This window comes from Streptomyces sp. NPDC018045, assembly GCF_044327445.1.
In the GTDB taxonomy this organism is placed as follows: Bacteria; Actinomycetota; Actinomycetes; order Streptomycetales; family Streptomycetaceae; genus Streptomyces.
In genome coordinates this window covers 316842-334718 of sequence record NZ_JBIRFL010000009.1, presented here as the reverse complement: position 1 = coordinate 334718, position 17877 = coordinate 316842, and the positions used below count along the sequence as shown (strand labels likewise).

Below are 17877 nucleotides of genomic sequence, written 5' to 3'. Positions count from 1 at the left end.
AACACCCCAAACCCTTCGTCTGGACGAAGACCGCCGACGAGATCCTCGACAAAGTCGCCGCCTACTGCCACCGAATCTCTGACTCAGGTCACTAGGTCCTGTCGGACGGATCTCCGCGGGGCGCTCCCGGCCGGCGGACCGCTCCGTCCCGGCATTCCGTCCCGGCATGCGGAAGCCGATGGCGGCACGGGGCCGTTCCGTGCTTGGCTCACACGCATGATCGATCCACTGATACGGACCGCCGTACCGGCCGACGCCCAGGACGTACTCGCCTTCTGGCGGGAAGCCGCGGAGGGCACCTCCATCACGGACGACGTGGACGGGGTGACCCGGCTGATCGAGCGGGATCCGCAGGCCCTGATCCTCGCGGAGTCCGGCGGGCTCCTGGTGGGCTCCGTCATCGCCGGGTACGACGGCTGGCGGTGCTCGCTGTACCGGCTCGCGGTGCTGCCCTCGCACCGCCGGCAGGGGGTCGCGACGGCGCTGCTGGAGGCGGCCGAGCGGCGCTTCCTGGCCGTGCGGGGCCGGCGCGGGGACGCCATGGTGCTGGAATCGAACGAGCGGGCCCAGCGGGCGTGGTCGGCCGCCGGTTACCGGCGCGAGGACCACTGGCGGCGGTGGGTGAAGCCGCTGACGCGGAGCTGATCCGGCCGGCCGTCACCCTCCGTCCACCGGCCCGCCACCCGCTTTGCCCATCCTTTACCATGGATCCTTTCCACGTCTCCCCATGAAAGGAGTGAGCGTCCAGCCATGGGCGAGCCTCCCAGTTGTCATCCCGTCCGCGCCCGAGGCGCGAACCTCCCGGTCCTGTTCGATCATGGGACGGAGGTGACCCGATGACCGAGCTGCTCCTCCTGGCCGTGGCCCTGCTCCTGACCCTGGCCTGTGGCGTCTTCGTCGCGGCCGAGTTCTCCCTGACGACCGTCGAGCGCAGCGACCTCGAACGCGCCGCGGAGCGTGGCGAGCGCGGCGCGGACAGCGCCCTCAAGGCCGTCCGCAGCCTGACCTTCCAGCTCTCCGGCGCGCAGCTCGGCATCACCGTGACCGGCCTGGTCATCGGCATGCTCGCCAAGCCCTCGATCGCCGCCCTGCTGACCGGGCCGCTCGACGCCCTCGGCCTGCCGCCCTCCGTCGGTGACTCGGTGGCCCTGGTGCTCGGTACGGCGTTCGCCACGGTCGTCCTGATGGTCATCGGCGAGCTGGTGCCCAAGAACTGGGCGATCTCCAGTCCGCTGCCGGTCGCCCGCCGGGTCGCCACCGCGCAGCGCGGCTTCAGCGCCTCCTTCAAGCCGCTCATCGGACACCTGAACAACACCGCGAACCGGATGATCCGCCGGATGGGCATGGAGCCCGCCGAGGAACTGGCCTCCGCCCGCGGCCCGCAGGAACTGGTCGCGCTGGCCCGGCACTCCGCCAAGGAGGGCGCCCTGGAGGCGGACACCGCCGAACTGTTCGTGCGCACCCTCGCCCTCGCCGACCTGACCGCGGAGAACGTGATGACCCCGCGCGTGCAGGTCACCGCCCTGGACGTGCAGTCCACGGCGGAGGACGTGGCCGCCGCCACGCGCGCCACCGGGCTGTCCCGCTTCCCCGTCTACCGCGGCAGCCTGGACACCGTGGTCGGCGTCGCCCACATCAAGGACGTGCTGACCGTCCCCGCCGAGCGCCGCTCCCGCCACCCGGTCGCCGAGCTGCTGCGCGAGCCGCTGCTCGTACCGGAGACGCTCACCGTCGACCGGCTCCTGGACCGGCTGTCCGGGCGGCAGACGATGGCCGTGGTCATCGACGAGTACGGCGGTACGGCGGGGGTCGCCACGCTGGAGGACATCGTCGAGGAGGTCGTCGGCGAGGTACGCGACGAGCACGACCCGATGGAGACCCCGGACCTGGCCCCGGCGGGCGAGGGCGCGGACGGCCGGGCCCGCTACGAGGCGGACGGCGCCGTACGCACCGACCAGCTCGAACAGATCGGCCTGAAGCTGCCGGAGGGCCCGTACGAGACGCTGGCCGGTCTGATCGCCACCGAGCTGGGCCGGATCCCCGCCGCCGGGGACAGCCTCGACGCCGCGGGCTGGCGGATGGACGTCCTGGACGCCTCCGGTCACCGCGCGGCGCTGGTGCTGCTGCACGCGCCGCTGCCGGACAGCGATGACGACGAGAGCGGGGAGGCGACCCGATGACCGCGCTGCAGTTGTTCATCGGCCTGCTCACGCTGGTCGTCAACGCGTTCTTCGTGGGCGCCGAGTTCGCGATGATCTCGGTGCGCCGCAGCCAGATCGAGCCGTACGCCGAGGACGGCGACCGCCGCGCCGACCGGGTCCTGTGGGGGCTCCAGCACGTCTCCGGCGTGCTGGCCGCCGCGCAGCTCGGCATCACCCTGTGCACGCTGGTGCTCGGCGCCGTCGCCGAGCCCGCCATCGCCCACCTCCTGGAGCCGGCCTTCGACGCGGCCGGGATGCCGGACGCCCTGGTCCACCCCGTCTCCTTCGTCCTCGCGCTGGCCGTGGCGACGTATCTGCACATGCTCTTCGGCGAGATGGTGCCGAAGAACGTGGCGCTGGCCGAGCCGGTGCGCACGGCGCTGCTGCTGGGGCCGCCGCTGGTCGCGCTGACCCGTGCGCTGCGGCCGGTGATCTTCGCGATCAACGCGTTCGCCAGCGCGCTGCTGCGGCTGCTGCGGGTGGACGCCAAGGACGAGGTGGCCGCGACGTTCTCGGACGACCAGCTCGCGAAGATGGTCGAGGACTCGCAGGCCGCCGGGCTGCTGGACGACCGGGCGAAGGAGCGTCTGCGGGACGCCCTGGAGCTGGGCCGCCGCCCGGTCGCCGACGTGGTGGTACCGGTGGAGAGGGTCGTCACGGCCCGACTGGGCATCACGCCGGAGGGGGTGGAGGAGCTGACCGCCACATCCGGGTTCTCGCGCTTCCCGGTGGTCGACAGCACCCGGCGCATTCTGGGGTACCTGCACGTCAAGGACGCGCTGGACGCCTCGCCGCGGGATCTGCCGTTCCCGCTGTCCGCGCTGCGGCCGATCGCCCGCGTACGGGCCGAGACACCGCTCGACGACGTGCTGTCGGCGATGCGGGCCTCGCGTACGCACCTGGCGGCGGTCATCGGCACGGACGGGCGGCTGGCGGGCCTGGTCACGATGGAGGACGTGCTGCGGGAGCTGGTGCTCCAGCAGCAGCCCCACAAGGCCGCTCCGGCCGGGGGCGCGGCCCGGCGGTAGGCACCGGGGCTCCGGGAGACGGCGAACCACGCCCGGGGCCCCGCCCCCGCCCGGGTAGGATTCCTCCGCCATGGAGATCAATGCCACCTACACCAGTTTCGTCGCGGTGGGCGACAGCTTCACCGAAGGCATGTCCGACGTACTGCCGGACGGCTCGTACCGGGGCTGGGCGGATCTGCTGGCCGCCCGGCTCGCGGCCGGTACACCCGGCTTCCGCTACGCCAACCTCGCGGTGCGCGGCAAGCTGATCGAGCAGATCCTCGACGAGCAGACCGGTCCGGCGGCCGCGATGGGCGCCGACCTGGTCACGCTGGTGGGCGGCCTGAACGACGTCCTGCGGCCCAAGTGCGACGTGGACCGGGTCTGCACCCTCCTGGAGGAGGCCGCGGGGCGGCTGGCCAAGGACTGCGGACAGCTCGTCCTGATGCGCAGCCCCGGGCGGCAGGGGCCCGTCCTGGAGCGATTCCGGCCCCGCATGGAACAGCTCTTCGCGCACATCGACGCGCTGGCCGCTCAGCACGACGCGATCGTGGTGGACCTCTTCTCCTCCCGCGCGCTGGCCGACCCCCGGATGTGGGCGGAGGACCGGCTCCACCTGAACGCGGCGGGGCACGAGCGGGTGGCCGAGGCCGTCTGGCAGGCGCTCGGCCTCCCCGCCGCGTCCGACTGGGACACGCCGCTGCCCGCCTTCGTACCGCCGGGGTGGGCGGCCCGGCGCACCTCGGACGTGCGCTTCGCGCGCCGGCACCTGGTGCCGTGGATCGGCCGGCGGCTGACCGGCCGGTCCAGCGGGGACGGCCGCACGCCGAAGCGTCCCGACCTGCTGCCGTACGAGGACCCGCGGCCGCGCGAGGACTGAGCGGCGCGCCGCGCCGCCGGTCCCGCCCCGTGCTCACGCCCCCTTGCGGGCAGTCGTCCGGGTGTAGTGCTCGGCGATCTCGTCGCTGGTCGTCAGCCATACGCCGGGGTGGTTCGCGATGTGTTCGAGCGCCTGGTCCAGATACTTGTGCCGGAACGGCTGGTTGATCACGAACGGGTGCAGGACCAGGGACATGACCCGGCCGCTGTCCGCGGAGTCGGCGTACAACTGGTCGAGCTGGTCCTTGACGATCTGCACGAAGTCCGGCCCGCTGAGGCTCTTGCCGACGAACAGGCTGATGTCGTTGACCTCGATGGAGTACGGCACGCTGAGCATGCCCGGGACGTTCAGCCGGTACGGCTGGTCGTCGTTGGCCCAGTCCAGTACGTAGTCCAGGCCGAGTTCGGCGAGCAGCCGCGGCGTCCGGAAGGTCTCGGTGAGCGCCGGGCCGAGCCAGCCACGGGGGCGCCGGCCGGTGGCCCGCTCGATGGTGCCGACGACCTCCGTCAGGTAGGCGCGCTCGTCCTCGGCGGTCATGTCCGCCTGGAAGGTGGAGTTGTCCCGGCCATGGGCGATCCACGCCCAGTCGCGCGCCCGGCCCGCTTCGACGATCTGCGGGTAGTGCCGGGTGACGGCGGAATTGAGCATCACGCTCGCGCGCAGACCGTGCCGGTCGAGGCTCTCGATCAGCCGCCAGATGCCGACTCGCGGCCCGTAGTCGCGCCAGCCGTAGTTCAGCGGGTCGGGCGCCAGGCCCGCGGTGCCCGGGAAGATGCTGGTCGAGGGCCGGTCGACCTGGTAGTGCTCGACGTTCAGCCCCACGTAGAAGGCGACGCGCGCGCCGTCCGGCCAGTGGATCGGCTCCCGCTCGACGATCGGGCTGTAGTCGAAGAGTTCGTTGTCCATCGTCCCCCACCTCATACCTGGTGCATACCTGGTGCATACCTGGTGCGTACGGGCCCGCCGGCCGATGCCGGGCCGGCACCGACCCCGCGCTCGATGTTCACCCTAGCGTGAACACGAGAGTGGACCGACGTGACCCCCGTCACACGCGCGCGGCCGTCGCCAAGGGTGCGGACGAAGACCTGCCCGCCGGCCTGCGCAAGTCCTGGCCGTACGCCTTCTTCCTCAACCCGGGCGGGCAGACCGCCCCGCGGCCGGGCGACCAGCAGCTCGGTGGGCACTGGCCCGGCCTCGGCGCGGACCTGATCAGCTACGGCCGCTCCTACCTCGCCAACCCCGACCTGGTCGACCGCTTCCACACCGGACCGCCGCCGCGCGACACCGACCGGGAGACCCGGTACACGGGCCGGGAAATCTGGTACACGGGCGGCGGCACCGGCTGCCTCGGCCACCCCAGCCACCAGTACTGAGCCGCGGCCGGGCGGTGAGCGGGCGCCGCTCCGGGCCCCGGCCCCGGCCCCGGCCCGCGCCCACACGGCGCACAGGCACCCGACACCCGTACGGGCGGCCCCCGCGGACCGGCGCACACCCCCCGGCCCGCCGCCGGTGCGGTCGGCGAACCTGCCTTTGACCGGCCACGTTCACGTGACCAGTAGACTCTCGTCCCGTGACTGCCAAGCCCCGCATTCCGAATGTCCTGGCCGGCCGCTACGCCTCCGCGGAGCTCGCCGTCCTGTGGTCCCCCGAGTACAAGGTCAAGCTGGAGCGCAAGCTGTGGCTCGCGGTGCTCCGCGCGCAGAAGGACCTCGGGGTCGAGGTGCCGGAGCAGGCGCTCGCCGACTACGAGCGGGTGCTGGACGACGTCGACCTGGCCTCGATCGCCGAGCGGGAGAAGGTCACCCGGCACGACGTGAAGGCCCGTATCGAGGAGTTCAACGCGCTCGCCGGGCACGAGCAGGTCCACAAGGGCATGACCTCCCGCGACCTGACCGAGAACGTCGAGCAGTTGCAGATCCGGCTGTCGCTGGAGCTGATGCGCGACCGTACGGTCGCCGTCCTGGCGCGCCTGGGCCGCCTCGCCGGTGAGCACGCCGAGCTGGTCATGGCGGGACGTTCGCACAACGTCGCGGCCCAGGCGACCACGCTGGGCAAGCGCTTCGCGACCGCCGCCGACGAGCTGCTGGTGGCCTACGGGCGGCTGACCGATCTGCTGACCCGCTATCCGCTGCGCGGCATCAAGGGCCCGGTCGGCACCGCGCAGGACATGCTGGACCTGCTGGGCGGCGACGCCGCGAAGCTGGCCGAACTGGAGCAGCGGATCGCCGGGCACCTCGGCTTCGGCCAGGCATTCACCTCCGTCGGCCAGGTCTACCCGCGCTCGCTGGACTACGACGTGGTCACCGCGCTGGTGCAGCTCGCCGCGGCGCCGTCCTCGCTCGCCAAGACCGTCCGTCTGATGGCCGGCCACGAGCTGGTGACCGAGGGCTTCAAGCCCGGCCAGGTGGGCTCGTCCGCGATGCCGCACAAGATGAACACCCGCTCCTGCGAGCGCGTCAACGGCCTGATGGTCATCCTGCGCGGCTACGCCTCGATGGCCGGCGAGCTGTCCGGCGACCAGTGGAACGAGGGCGACGTATCCTGCTCGGTGGTGCGCCGGGTCGCGCTGCCGGACTCCTTCTTCGCCCTGGACGGCCTGCTGGAGACGTTCCTGACCGTGCTGGACGAGTTCGGCGCCTTCCCCGCCGTCGTCGCGCGGGAGCTGGACCGCTACCTGCCCTTCCTCGCCACGACCAAGGTGCTCATGGGTGCCGTACGGGCCGGGGTGGGCCGCGAGGTGGCCCACGAGGCGATCAAGGAGAACGCGGTCGCCGCGGCGCTCGCCATGCGCGAACAGGGCGCGGAGCGCAACGAGCTGCTCGACAAGCTGGCGGCGGACGAGCGCATTCCGCTGGACCGCGCGCAGTTGGACGCGCTGATGGCCGACAAGCTGTCCTTCACGGGCGCCGCCGCCGATCAGGTGGCCGCCGTCGTGTCGCGCGTCGAGGAGATCAGCAAGCAGCACCCCGAGGCCGCGGCGTACACGCCGGGCTCCATCCTCTGAGGCCCCGCCGAGATGGGGTTCACTCCCGAGGAACTGCGGGCCGCGCGCGGCCGCCTCGTCCCCGACGTGGCGGCGCCCGGCCTGCGGGTCCTTTTCTGCGGTATCAACCCCGGGCTGATGTCGGCCGCCTCCGGGCACCACTTCGCCCGGCCCGGCAACCGCTTCTGGCCCGTCCTGCACGCGTCCGGGTTCACCCCGCGGGTCCTCGGGCCCGCCGAGCAGGAGGAGATGCTCGCGTACGGCATCGGCATCACCAATGTCGTGGAGCGGGCGAGCGCCCGGGCCGACGAGCTGACCGCCGAGGAGTTCCGCGAGGGCGGGCGGCGGCTGGTCGAGAAGGTGCGGCGGCTGCGGCCGCGGTGGCTCGCGGTGGCCGGGGTGACGGCCTATCGGGTGGCGTTCGACGACAAGCACGCCAAAGTCGGGCCGCAGGACCGGACGATCGGTGACACCCGGGTCTGGGTGCTGCCCAACCCCAGCGGGCTCAACGCGCACTATCCGCCGGCCGCGCTGGCGGAGGAGTACGCGCGGCTGCGGGTGGCGGCGTTCGCCGACGAGGCGGAGGAAGGTGGCACGCGGGACGTGTGAGTCGCGCGTTACGGGTAAGGCGTGCGTTGTGTGTAGGGCGCACGGGATGGTGGGGCACTGCGGAGCGTTTAGCCCGTTCGGGAGCGTCGCGCCGGGTGGATACGGCCAGTGAGCCGACAATCCGCCCGGCGTTCCGTTGGCCCCATTCGTGTCGTTCCTATGCTGGTTATGCCGATTTCGACCTTTGCGTTGATACTCGGAGTTACCGATGTGCCGCTCAGCCCCTAGCGACAGGACGAGATGACTACCGGTCAGCCTCAGCCGCCGCGCGTCCGGCGGAACAAGCGGTCGGACGGAGGAAGAAACTCCGACACCGACCGGCTGCTGCGCACGCTGCTGCGCCGCCGCAAACACCAGCTCAGTGTCGAGGAAGTCACCGTCACCGACAGACCGCAGGTGCGCCGCGCGGTCACGGCGGCCGCCCTCGGCAACATGATGGAGTGGTTCGACTTCGGGGTCTACGCCTATCTGGCGGCCACGATGGGCAAGGTCTTCTTCCCGTCCAGCTCCCCCGGCGCCCAGCTCGTCTCCACCTTCGCCACCTTCGCCGCCGCCTTCCTCGTGCGGCCGCTCGGCGGCCTGGTCTTCGGGCCGCTGGGCGACCGCATCGGACGGCAGCGGGTGCTGGCCGCCACGATGATCATGATGGCGATCTCCACCTTCGCGGTCGGCTTCCTGCCCGGCTACGACTCCATCGGCTTCGCGGCGCCCCTGCTCCTGCTCCTGTGCCGACTGGTGCAGGGCTTCTCGACCGGTGGGGAGTACGCCGGTGCCACGACCTACATCGCCGAGTACGCCCCGGACAAGCGCCGCGGCTTCCTCGGTAGCTGGCTCGACTTCGGCACCTTCGTCGGCTACGCCCTCGGCTCCGGCCTGGTCACCGTGCTCACCGCCATGCTGGGCACGGACGGCCTGGAGGACTGGGGCTGGCGTATCCCCTTCATGGTCGCCGGGCCGCTCGGCCTGATCGGCCTCTACATGCGCATGAAGCTGGAGGAGACCCCGGCCTTCAAGCAGGAGGCGGAAGCCGCGCGGCGGGAGGCGGAGAGCGCGAGCTCCGGCGACACGCCCGTCGAGGAGGCCCGGCAGTCGGGCAAGGGCCGGCTGAAGGAGATCTTCACGGGGCACTGGGAAGCCGTGCTGATCTGCATGGGGCTGGTGCTGCTGTACAACGTCACCAACTATATGGTGACGTCCTACCTCCCCACCTTCATGACCGCGACGCTCGGCGAGGACGCCACGACCGCGCAGCTCCTGGTCCTGGGCACCATGGTCGTCGTCGCCCTGACGATCACGACCGTGGGCCGCTCCTCGGACCGGTGGGGCCGCCGACCGGTGTTCATGGCGTCCAGCGTCGCTCTCGTGGCGCTCTCCTATCCGGCGTTCCTGCTGATCCGTGAGGGCGGGATCCTGCTGCCGGCCTTCGGCTGCCTCATCCTGGGGCTGCTGCTGGTGTGCTTCGCGGGCACCTCCGCCTCGACGCTGCCGGCGCTCTTCCCCACCCACCTGCGCTACGGTGCGCTGTCGATCGCCTTCAACATCTCCGTCTCGCTCTTCGGCGGTACCACTCCGCTGGTCGCCTCCGCGCTGGTGGAGTCCACGGGCAGCCATATGATTCCCGCGTACTACCTGATGGTGGCGGGCGTCATCGGCTTCATCGCCGCCTTCTTCCTGCACGAGACGGCGGGCAAGCCGCTGCGTGGCTCCGGCCCGATGGTCGAGACCCCGGAGCAGGCCCGCAAGCTGGTGGCCGACAGCCGGACCGCGGCCGGGCGCCAGGCCCGGGACATCTGGATCCGCCTGCGCCACCCCTGGGCGCACCACCGCGACAAGGGCGACCAGGACAAGTAGACCGACCCGGACGGGCAGGGCGCATACGGGCACCGGGGCAGCCACGCCGGCACGGTCCGCGCGCGGCCCCCGCACCCCACGGCCCCGGAACGGGTGGCGGCACCGGTGCCGCCACCCGTTTCGCGTGCTCAGTGCGGCAGGTCCGCCCGGCCCACCGCCGCAAGCAACTGGAAGACCGGCATCTCGGGGCCGCCCTCCCCGAGGCCGACCGCGATCCAACGCCCTTCGGCACGCCAGGCGTGCACGCGCGGGACCTGGCCGCACAGCACGTCGAGCGGCGGCCGGACCGGCATCCCCATGGCCACCCGCTCCAGATGGTCCGCGAGGTCCAGCACCTCGGGCTCGCCCCAGCGTAAGCAGAGAGCCGATATGAGTCCCTCCAGCTCGGCGCGGTACTCCTGCGCGGTCTCCGCGACGTCCGCGGGGTCGGCGTCCCAGAGCTGCTCGTCGCCGCGGAGCTGGGCGATGTGGAACCCCGGGCCGCTGCGGACCATGGCGGAGCGGACCGGCGCGTCGGGGAAGTCGCGGCCGCGGAGGATGTCGATGGCGGTGAGGTGCTGTGCGGTGGTCGTCTGCGTCATGCCGTCAGTAAACCGCCAGGGTCTGACAATTGGCCTGGCGTCAGGCCCCCGGTGGCCCCCGCCGGGTTCCGGCGCGCGGCGCACCGGGCGCCGGCCCACGGTCGCCGTACCGTCCGCCGGGCGTGCCCCGAGCGGCGCCCGGGACTCGCCGCACACCGGCTGACCGGCTACGATCCGCCACACACGCAATGCGAGGGAGACGGACGTTGGGGCGGCTAACCGGCGGGGACCCCTCCCTGCTGCGACGGATCAACTCCGCGGTGGTGCTGCACGCGCTGCGCGCCGCCGACTCCCCGACGCTCACCCACCTCGTGGAAGTGACCGGCCTGTCCCGGCCCACCGTCGAGGGCGTGGTCGAGGGCCTGATCGAGACCGGCCTGGTGACCGAGGCGCCCGCCGACGAGGGCGCCGCCCGCCGCCAGGGCCGCCCGGCCCGCCGCTTCCGCTTCCGTGCGGAGGCCGGGCACCTGCTGGGCATCGAGATCGGCCCGCACCGGGTGGCGGCCCTGCTGTCGGACCTCGGCGGTCGGGTGCTCGGCTCCGCGCAGCACGCGGTGGAGGAGTCGGCGTCCGCGGACGAGCGGCTGGAGAAGGTACGGGCCGCGGTGGCCGAGCTGCTGCGGCGGGCGGGCGTGGCCCGCGGTTCGTTGCGGGCGGTCGGCGTGGGCAGCCCCGGCATCGTGGAGGCGGACGGCACCGTACGGCTGGGCACGGCGCTGCCGGGCTGGACCGGTCTGCCGCTGGGTGAGCGGCTGCGGCGCTCCTTCCGGTGCCCCGTCCTCGTCGAGAACGACGCGAACGCCGCCGCCGTGGCCGAGCACTGGAAAGGCGCGGCGGCCGGCTCGGACGACGCCGTGTTCGTGCTGGCGGGGCTGAGCCCGGGGGCCGGAGCGCTGATCGGCGGGCGGCTGCACCGAGGTTTCGGGGGTGCCGCCGGGGAGATCGGCGCGCTGCACCTGCTGGGGCGCGAGGCCACACCGGAGAAGCTGCTGTCCACGACCGGGCAGCCGTTGCACCCGCTGGACGAGGCGCAGGTGGCGCGGGTGTTCGCCCTCGCGCGCGACGGTGACGCGCGGGCCAGGGACGCGATGGACCGTTTCCTCCGGCGGCTGGTGCACGATGTCGCGGCGCTGGTGCTCGCCCTCGACCCGGAACTGGTGATCGTCGGCGGCTGGGCCGCGGGCCTGGACGACGTACTGGAGCCGCTCCGCGCCGAACTGGCCCGCTACTGCCTGCGGCCGCCCCGGGTGGCCCTGTCCGTGCTCGGCGAGGCGGCGGTGGCCACGGGCGCCCTGCGGCTCGCGCTGGACCACGTGGAGGGCGAACTGTTCGCGGTGGACGCAACAGTCACGGGACGGCGCTGACCGGCCGGCCGCAGGGGGCCTGGACGTACGGGTGGGTGGGGCCAGACCCACTCCACGGCCGATCCGGGGGATGCCGGGTTCCGTGCAGTGCACAGTTGGGTGGTCGAGCCGTACCGGCCGCACCGGCGCACTACGGGGAACGTGGTCGCCGGGGCCGGGCGCGGAAGCGGGAGAAAGGATTGGGCGACCGATGGTGTCGTGGGTGACCAGTGCCTTCGTGGGGTTCGCGAGGGCGTGTGCCGTGGTGGCCGTCGTCATGCTGGTTCCGGCGGTGTGGGCCGCCGCCGTGGCGCTGGGGATCCGGTGGGGCGCGGGGAACCCGTGGTCGTGGGTGGCGCCGTGCGTACTGGTGTGCGTGGGCACGCTCGCCCTGTCGCGCCCGGTCTGCCGGGCGGTCCGCTTCCTCGTCCGGAGGTGGACGGCCACCGCCGTCCCCTCCGGATACCGGCGGGCGGAACCGGTGGTACGGATGTCCACCGGGTTCTGGTGGAACGGCTTCTCCTACGGGCGCACGCGGCGGGACGCCCTCCTGGACCAGCGGTGGCGCATCCGGTGGAAGGACCCGGCGACGTGGCGGGACCTGCGCTTCACGGTGATCGCACCGTGCACCGCGGGCGTGGTCGCGGCCGTCCCGCCCGCCGGGATCGCGGTGGCGGTCCTCGGGTTCGGCCGGCCGACGCCCGTCGCGCGCCTGGCCGGGGCGCTCGGCCTGGCCGTGGCCGTCGCCGGCGCTCCGTACGCCTGGCGGCTCCTCAGGCCGGTGGCCGTACGGTTCCTGGGCCCTTTGCGCACGATGGCGCTGGCGGACCGGGTGGACGAGCTGACGGCCCAGCGCGCGGACACGACGGTCGCGCAGGCCGCCGAGATCCGCCGGATCGAACGGGACCTGCACGACGGGGCCCAGGCCCGTCTCGTCGGGCTCGGGCTGTCCCTGGCGACCGCCGAGAAACTGCTGGCGACCGACCCCGAACAGGCCCGAGCCCTGATGCGGGAAGCGCGCGTCGGCGCCGCCGCGTCGCTGACCGAGCTGCGGGAACTGGTCAAGGGCATCAACCCGCCGGTCCTGAACGAGCGGGGCCTCGTCGATGCCGTACGCGCCTTCGCCCTGGACAGTCCGCTGGAGACGACCGTCAGCGCCGACCCGGAACTACCGCGCCTGGACCCGCCGATCGAGTCCGCCCTGTACTTCGGGATCGCCGAACTGCTGACCAACGCGGTCAAGCACGCCCGGGCGGACCGGGCGCGGATCTCCCTCACCCGGGACGGCGCCCGCATCGTCGTCGACGTCGAGGACGACGGCCGGGGCGGAGCGGCCGAGCAGGCCGGCGGCGGCCTCGCGGGGCTGCGCCGCCGCCTCACGGTCTTCGACGGCACCCTGGAGATCACCAGCCCGGCAGGCGGCCCGACCCGCGTGAGGATGATGGTGCCATGCGCATCGTTGTAGCCGAAGACCTCTACCTCCTGCGGGACGGGATGGTGCGCCTCATCGAGGCGTGCGGGCACCAGGTGGTGGCGACGGCCGCCACCGGGCCCGAAACACTCGACGCACTGCTGACGTGGCGGCCGGACGTCGCCGTCGTCGACGTCCGGATGCCGCCGACCCAGTCGGACGAAGGCCTGCGCGCGGCTCTCGCCGCCCGCCGTGAGGTGCCCGGCCTGCCGGTCCTGGTCCTCTCCCAGCACGTCGAACAGCTCTATGCCCGCGAGCTCCTGGCCGACGGGGCCGGCGGCATCGGCTACTTCCTCAAGGAGAGCGTGTTCGACGCCGATCAGTTCATGGACGCCCTGGCGCGTGTCGCCGGCGGCGGGACCGCCATGGACCCCGCGGTCATCGCCAAGCTCCTGGCCGGCGGCGCCTCGAACCGACGCCTCGCGGGGCTCACCGAGCGCGAGCACTCCGTACTCGGCCTGATGGCCGAAGGCCTGTCCAACCAGGCCATCGGACAGCGGCTCTTCCTCAGCGAGAGCGCCATCAGCAAGTACACCACCTCCATGTTCGGCAAACTCGGCATCACCGACGACGACAGCAACAACCGCCGGGTCCTCGCCGTTCTCACGTACCTGAACAAGCCCTGACCTTCCATCGGCCACCTGCGCCGGAGCGCTTCCCGGCCCCGCTCCGGCGTGACGCGGGGGCGTTGTCAGACCCCCCGGCTAATGTGCTGGACAGTCGCCCCGGCACAGACCGGCCAGGCTTCGCCGGGGCGGTCGGCGACGGTTGCGATCCGGGGAGAGTGCGTTGAGCGAGGGGCAGGAGTCCACCACCTATCCGTCGTCCGCCGGGTATGCGCGGGTCAACGGGCTGGAGCTGTACTACGAGGTGCACGGCACGGGGCAGCCGCTGGTCCTGTTGCACGGCGGGATGCTCACCATCGACCTGTCCTTCGGCGGCATACTGCCCGCGCTCGCCACGACACGGCAGGTCGTCGCCGTCGAGTTGCAGGGGCACGGGCACACCGGCGACATCGACCGGGACCCGACGCCCGCGTTTCTGGCCGACGACGTGGTGGGGCTGCTGGACCACCTCGGCATCGGCCGGGCGGACTTCTTCGGATTCGGCCTCGGCGGCCTGACCGCCCTCCAACTGGCACTGACCCGGCCCGAGCGTGTGAACCGGGTGGTGCTCGCCTCCACCCACTACCGGCCCGACGGTTGCCACCCGGAGGTCCTCGACGCGCGGCCGGGTTCCCCGCGGCTGCCCACCGAGAGCGATTTCCGGGAGATGTACGAGGCGTACGCGAAGGTCGCCCCGGACCCGGACCGTTTCGAGGCGTTCGCCGAGAAGCTGCACCCGACGGTGCACGCGTTCGAGGGCTGGTCCGCCCGGAGCCTGGCCGGTATGGAGGCGCCGGTCCTGCTGCTCGTCGGGGACACCGACTTCGTCCGGCTGGAACACGCCGTCGAGATGCACGAGCTGATCCCCGGCTCGCAGCTCGGGGTGCTCCCGGGGACGACCCACCGCGATCTGCCGCGGCGTGCCGACCTCGTCGTGCCGATGGTGCGGGCGTTCCTGACGCCGCCGACAGACGCGCCGCCGACGAGCGCACCCCCGGCCGGCGCACCGCCGCCCCGATAGGCGACGGCCCCGCTCCCCTCAGCCGCGCCCGGTGTCGATCACGCAGAAGCGGTTGCCCTCCGGGTCGGCCAGAACGACGAAGTCGGCGTCGTCCGGGTAGCGGTCCCAGTCGACCCGCCGGGCCCCCAGGGACACCAGGCGCTCGACCTCGGCGGCCTGGTCGGCGGTGTCACCGGCGTACAGGTCCAGGTGGACCCGCGGACGCTCCTGGACGGGCGTCTCGCTCCGGCCGATCGACACCTGGACCCCGGCCCCTTCCACGGGCCGCAGCACCATCCAGTCGTCTGCCGGCCCGTCACGCGGCACATACCCCAGAGCGGCCGTCCAGAAGGCAGCCGCCCGCCGCACGTCCGAAGCACCCAGCACAACCGATCCGACCCTCAGCATGCGCCGATTATCGCCCGGCACCACCTCGCCGGCCACGGCGGCGCCCCTTCTAGCTCGCGAGGACGGTGACGCCCGCGTCGGTCTCGTTGTCGCCGAAGGTGAGGCGGCAGGTGTCGGCGCGGTAGGTGGACAGGGCCACGGCCGCGGTCCGGCCGCCCGCGAAGTAACGGGTGGTGACGACGAGGACGGGGGCGCCGGGCAGCCGGTCCAGTTCCTTGGCGTCGTCCGCACGGGCCGAGCCGAGTTCCACGGACCGGTCCTGGCCTTCCAGTTCGAGCCGCTGGAGCTCGCGCAGGACGAGGCGGGCACGGGCCGGGGCGTCCAGGGCGGCGTGGGGCGCGGCTTCCGGTACGGAACGGGCGGGTACGTACAACTGCTCGGCGGCGACCGGCTGGCCGTGCGTGACCCGGCTGCGGTGCACGACGTGCACCTGCTCACCGGGTGCCGGCTCCAGCAGGCGCGCCACGGCCGCCGGCACGTTCGTCGACTCGACGGCGTCGACGGGCTGCCAGTCGTCACCGGGCGCGCCCGGCCAGGTGTGGTGCGCGGGATCGACGGCCACGCCCACGCGGGGCGGCGCGACGGTCGTGCCCACACCACGGCGGCGCTGGAGACGGCCTTCCAGCTCCAACTGTTCCAGCGCCTGCCGCAGCGTGGCGCGCGCGACGCCGAACCGCGCCGCCAGCTCACGCTCGTTGGGCAGGATCTCACCGACCGAGAACTCCGAGTCCAGAGCTTCGCTGAGCACGGTCTTGAGGTGCCAGTACTTCGGCTCCGGCGCCGTTTCGAGCTGCGTGGTCCCCACCCTGTCCTCCGCCATGGCCGTCTTCCCCGCGGAGGTGGTCCCCGCCGGGACGCGGGCCCGTCTCGAGCCCGCAGGTGCGCCCGGATCCGAGCGCTTCTTTATTAAAGGTTGTTGCAGTATCCCTGTGACGATATGGCCGCCCCCACCCTTGGTCAAGACCAATCGGCCGATCCGTTCACGCTCCGGTGACCGGCGGCCCCGGTCGGTTAACCTCACGATCATGCTCACGCTGTTGCACACCTCGCCCGTTCACCTTCCGGTCTTCGACGCGCTGCGCGACGAGGACTCCCCCGGTACGGCGCTCCGGCACCTCGTACACCCGGATCTGCTGGACCGGGCCCGCGCGGAGGGCCTGGAAGCGGTCGAGGCGGCGGTACGGAACGTGCTCGTCGCGGCCGCGGCGGAAGGGGCGGCGGCGATCCTGTGCACGTGCTCGACCATCGGCGCGGTCGCCGAGGAGGCCGGGGCGGCCGCCGGTGTGCCCGTCCTGCGGGTCGACCGTCCGATGGCAGCCGCGGCCGTCGCGGCCGGGCCGCGGGTCACCGTGCTCGCCACGGTCGAGAGCACCCTGCGGCCGACGGCGGACCTGATCGCCGAGGAGGCCGCCCGCGCGGGCCGGGCGGTCGCCGTCGTGACCCGGGTCGTGCCGGGCGCCTGGGACCTCTTCGCAGCGGGCGACCTGGAGGGCTGCACCGCCGCCGTCGCCACGGCCGTCCATGACGCGCGGCGCGAGACGTTCCCGGACGGCGGCGGGCGCGCCGACGCGATCGTCCTCGCGCAGGCGTCGATGGCCCCGGCGGCGGAGCGGGCGGCCGCCGTGGGGGACGCTTCCGGGATCCCGTACGGAATCGTCCTGTCGAGCCCGAGGCTCGGTCTGCGAGCGGCGGTGCGGGCAGTAAGTGGGCGGGGAGCCGAAGAGGAGCGGATCGCGCCGGCCGGGCCGTAGATCGAACAGCCCGTGGGGGCGAACGGCCCGCAGAGCGAACAGCCCGTATCTTTCGGGCCGGTCAGTCCTGGACGGCCAGCGAGGCCAGCTTGTCCGGGTTGCGGATGATGTAAACGGTCTGGATCCGTCCGTCCGCCACGTCGACCTGGAAGACCGCGTCCGGCTTGCCCTGCGACAGCACCAGCAGCGCGACACCGCCGTTGAGCTCCCGGAGGACGAACTCGGCCGCCGGGACGCCGGCCCGGGCCGCGCCGAGCAGGAAGCGGCCAACCTTGTCCGCGGTCTCGATGACCCGCAGCGGCGCCTTGGCCTTGCCGCCGCTGTCGCCGACCAGCCGCACGTCCTCGGCCAGCAGGTTCAGCAGCCCCGCCAGGTCCTCGCCCGCGGCGGCCGCGAGGAAGCGCTCGGTGAGGTCGCGCTGCCGTTCGGGGTCGACCTCGAAGCGCGGGCGGCGTTCTTCGACGTGGCGCCGGGCGCGGCCCGCGAGTTGGCGCACGGCCGCCTCGCCGCGCTCCAGGACGGTGGCGATCTCGGCGTACGGGTAGCCGAACGCCTCGCGCAGCACGAACACCGCGCGCTCCAGTGGCGACAGCGACTCCAGGACCACCAGGACGGCGAGGGTGACGGACTCGGCGAGGACGGCACGCTCGGCGGTGTCGGCGGCCGTGTCGCCGAAGTCGGTGGCCAGCGGCTCGGGCAGCCAAGGGCCCACGTACGTCTCGCGGCGCGCCTGGATCTGCCGCAGCCGGTCGATGGCCAGCCGGGTCGTGACGCGGACCAGGTAGGCACGCGGTTCGCGGACCTGTTCCCGGTCGGCGGACGACCACCGCAGCCATGCCTCCTGCACCACGTCCTCGGCGTCGGCGACCCGGCCGAGCATCCGGTAGGCCACGCCCAGCAGCACGGGGCGGTGCTCCTGGAAGACATCGGTCGCGGGGTCGGTTCGCACGCCTTCATCCCAGCGGCCCGTCCGGACGTTGTCCAGCGGAAACGTTCCGGAGGTGCCCGATTCGGACGTGGTGTGCGGCACAGCGCACGGGAAGAGCGGCAAGAGCCGCACCCCGACGCCCTCGCCGCATGACGGCCGGGACGCGAGTCCGACGCGCACGGGACGCGGGCCCCCGCGCTCGGGGCGCGGGCCCCCACACGTAGCGGCCGGTTTCGCACCGGTCCTGACGGCGGGCCGC

At 73.0% G+C, this 17877-nt stretch carries 18 protein-coding genes; 13 read left to right on the top strand and 5 right to left on the bottom strand.

Annotation, left to right across the window (positions count from 1 at the left end):
• Window positions 1-216: 216 nt before the first annotated feature.
• The 4 genes from ACH4EB_RS22805 to ACH4EB_RS22790 all read left to right on the top strand — a co-directional run bounded on the left by ACH4EB_RS22805 (window position 217) and on the right by ACH4EB_RS22790 (window position 4088).
• Complete coding sequence (locus tag ACH4EB_RS22805) at window positions 217-645, top strand: GNAT family N-acetyltransferase (protein ID WP_398349382.1); 429 nt, start codon at window positions 217-219, stop codon at window positions 643-645.
• 191 nt (window positions 646-836) lie between these two features.
• Window positions 837-2180, top strand: coding sequence for a hemolysin family protein (locus tag ACH4EB_RS22800; RefSeq protein ID WP_398349381.1), 1344 nt, complete (start codon window positions 837-839; stop codon window positions 2178-2180).
• Window positions 2177-3229: a hemolysin family protein gene (locus ACH4EB_RS22795; RefSeq protein ID WP_398349380.1), complete on the top strand. Its 1053-nt coding sequence runs from the start codon at window positions 2177-2179 to the stop codon at window positions 3227-3229. The genes ACH4EB_RS22800 and ACH4EB_RS22795 overlap by 4 nt, the downstream gene beginning before the upstream one ends.
• Window positions 3230-3299: 70 nt before the next feature.
• On the top strand, window positions 3300-4088 hold the full coding sequence (locus ACH4EB_RS22790; RefSeq protein ID WP_398349379.1) for an SGNH/GDSL hydrolase family protein: 789 nt from the start codon (window positions 3300-3302) through the stop codon (window positions 4086-4088).
• A 33-nt stretch (window positions 4089-4121) separates the two neighbouring features.
• On the opposite strand, the gene ACH4EB_RS22785 is transcribed toward ACH4EB_RS22790, so the two are convergent.
• Entirely contained in the window at window positions 4122-4994 is an 873-nt protein-coding gene (locus tag ACH4EB_RS22785; RefSeq protein WP_398349378.1) for a polysaccharide deacetylase family protein, read from the bottom strand.
• Window positions 4995-5113: 119 nt separating this feature from the next.
• Between ACH4EB_RS22785 and ACH4EB_RS22780 the strand changes: the two genes are divergently transcribed.
• The 4 genes from ACH4EB_RS22780 (at window position 5114) to proP (ending at window position 9531) form a co-directional block, all read left to right on the top strand.
• Window positions 5114-5461 carry a hypothetical protein gene (locus ACH4EB_RS22780; RefSeq protein ID WP_398349377.1) on the top strand — a complete coding sequence of 116 codons (348 nt, stop codon included), beginning with the start codon at window positions 5114-5116 and terminating at the stop codon, window positions 5459-5461.
• 197 nt (window positions 5462-5658) lie between these two features.
• Window positions 5659-7092, top strand: a complete 1434-nt coding sequence (gene purB, locus ACH4EB_RS22775) for an adenylosuccinate lyase (RefSeq protein ID WP_398349376.1) — start codon at window positions 5659-5661, stop codon at window positions 7090-7092.
• A gap of 12 nt (window positions 7093-7104) precedes the next feature.
• Window positions 7105-7680 carry a G/U mismatch-specific DNA glycosylase gene (gene mug / locus ACH4EB_RS22770; protein ID WP_398349375.1) on the top strand — a complete coding sequence of 192 codons (576 nt, stop codon included), beginning with the start codon at window positions 7105-7107 and terminating at the stop codon, window positions 7678-7680.
• Window positions 7681-7920: 240 nt separating this feature from the next.
• Window positions 7921-9531 carry a glycine betaine/L-proline transporter ProP gene (proP, locus tag ACH4EB_RS22765; protein WP_398349374.1) on the top strand — a complete coding sequence of 537 codons (1611 nt, stop codon included), beginning with the start codon at window positions 7921-7923 and terminating at the stop codon, window positions 9529-9531.
• A gap of 128 nt (window positions 9532-9659) precedes the next feature.
• On the opposite strand, the gene ACH4EB_RS22760 is transcribed toward proP, so the two are convergent.
• Window positions 9660-10112: a hypothetical protein gene (locus ACH4EB_RS22760; RefSeq protein ID WP_398349373.1), complete on the bottom strand. Its 453-nt coding sequence runs from the start codon at window positions 10110-10112 to the stop codon at window positions 9660-9662.
• A gap of 206 nt (window positions 10113-10318) precedes the next feature.
• On the opposite strand from ACH4EB_RS22760, the gene ACH4EB_RS22755 reads away from it, so the two are divergent.
• The 4 genes from ACH4EB_RS22755 to ACH4EB_RS22740 all read left to right on the top strand — a co-directional run bounded on the left by ACH4EB_RS22755 (window position 10319) and on the right by ACH4EB_RS22740 (window position 14552).
• Window positions 10319-11476, top strand: a complete 1158-nt coding sequence (locus ACH4EB_RS22755) for an ROK family transcriptional regulator (protein ID WP_398349372.1) — start codon at window positions 10319-10321, stop codon at window positions 11474-11476.
• Window positions 11477-11666: 190 nt separating this feature from the next.
• Entirely contained in the window at window positions 11667-12920 is a 1254-nt protein-coding gene (locus ACH4EB_RS22750) for a sensor histidine kinase (protein WP_398349371.1), read from the top strand.
• Complete coding sequence (locus ACH4EB_RS22745) at window positions 12905-13552, top strand: LuxR C-terminal-related transcriptional regulator (RefSeq protein ID WP_398349370.1); 648 nt, start codon at window positions 12905-12907, stop codon at window positions 13550-13552. The genes ACH4EB_RS22750 and ACH4EB_RS22745 overlap by 16 nt, the downstream gene beginning before the upstream one ends.
• Window positions 13553-13715: 163 nt before the next feature.
• The gene (locus ACH4EB_RS22740; RefSeq protein ID WP_398349369.1) at window positions 13716-14552 is read left to right on the top strand and encodes an alpha/beta fold hydrolase; all 837 of its coding nucleotides are present in this window, start codon (window positions 13716-13718) and stop codon (window positions 14550-14552) included.
• 18 nt (window positions 14553-14570) lie between these two features.
• On the opposite strand, the gene ACH4EB_RS22735 is transcribed toward ACH4EB_RS22740, so the two are convergent.
• Both ACH4EB_RS22735 and ACH4EB_RS22730 read right to left on the bottom strand, forming a co-directional pair.
• On the bottom strand, window positions 14571-14939 hold the full coding sequence (locus ACH4EB_RS22735; RefSeq protein WP_398349368.1) for a VOC family protein: 369 nt from the start codon (window positions 14937-14939) through the stop codon (window positions 14571-14573).
• 49 nt (window positions 14940-14988) lie between these two features.
• Complete coding sequence (locus ACH4EB_RS22730; protein ID WP_398349392.1) at window positions 14989-15744, bottom strand: GntR family transcriptional regulator; 756 nt, start codon at window positions 15742-15744, stop codon at window positions 14989-14991.
• Window positions 15745-15964: 220 nt separating this feature from the next.
• On the opposite strand from ACH4EB_RS22730, the gene ACH4EB_RS22725 reads away from it, so the two are divergent.
• On the top strand, window positions 15965-16690 hold the full coding sequence (locus tag ACH4EB_RS22725) for an aspartate/glutamate racemase family protein (RefSeq protein WP_398349367.1): 726 nt from the start codon (window positions 15965-15967) through the stop codon (window positions 16688-16690).
• 61 nt (window positions 16691-16751) lie between these two features.
• On the opposite strand, the gene ACH4EB_RS22720 is transcribed toward ACH4EB_RS22725, so the two are convergent.
• Window positions 16752-17639 (bottom strand): RNA polymerase sigma-70 factor, encoded by an 888-nt coding sequence (locus ACH4EB_RS22720; protein WP_398349366.1) that lies wholly within the window; start codon window positions 17637-17639, stop codon window positions 16752-16754.
• Window positions 17640-17877: the final 238 nt, after the last annotated feature.